This window comes from Mycobacterium sp. NGS51, assembly GCF_059812525.1.
The window spans coordinates 1-755 of record NZ_JCALCV010000057.1; the positions used below are offsets into that span (position 1 = coordinate 1).

The 755-nt window shown below is 62.4% G+C and carries 1 protein-coding gene; it reads left to right on the plus strand.

Annotated features, from left to right (window positions below):
• A partial coding sequence (locus tag AC5Y5W_RS24945; RefSeq protein WP_500014158.1) for a protein kinase family protein occupies positions 1-755 on the plus strand: 755 nt, incomplete at both ends.

Sequence of the window (755 nt, forward strand, 5' to 3'; positions counted from 1 at the left end):
TTCTTCATCGACCTGACCACCGTCAAAGGCGTGTCAAGGACCACCGCTGAATTTCAGCACCTGCTCAACCACTCCTCAGTGCTGGCCGCACGCGGCCTCAACATCACTGACGCCCAACGCTATACGCTGTTGCGTGAAGTCGCCTCCACACTGGCATTCATGCACAAACACGGCGTCTGCGTCGGCGACATCTCACCGAAAAACCTGCTATTTGCCCTGACCCCACACGAAGCCGCCTACTTCATCGACTGCGACGCCATGCGCATCAACACCGTCTCGGCGCTACCCCAAATGGAAACCCCGGGATGGGACGCACCCCCCGGTGAAGAACTGGCCACCATCTACACCGACACCTACAAACTCGGACTGCTGGCCCTGCGCCTGCTCGCCGGCGACCACGACACCAAAAACCCCCACCACCTACCCCCCACCACACCAGAACTACTGCGCCAGATCATCACCGACACACTGACCAACCAACCACACCAACGCCCACTACCCGAAGCCTGGACCTACGTACTGGGCCACGCCATCGAACACGCCCAACACCAAACAAAAGCCAAAGCAGCACCGGCAGCACCAGTCAGCCTCGCACCCGATCCGCCGCCCATCCCCATCGTCCACTCCAGACCACCAACGCCCACTCCACAATCCAGACCACCAGCCCCACCGCCCCCACCCCCAGCATGGGCGCCACCGGCAGCCAGCCCATCGAGGACCCCAGTGTGGGTCGGGCTCGGTCTGGCAACCGTGGT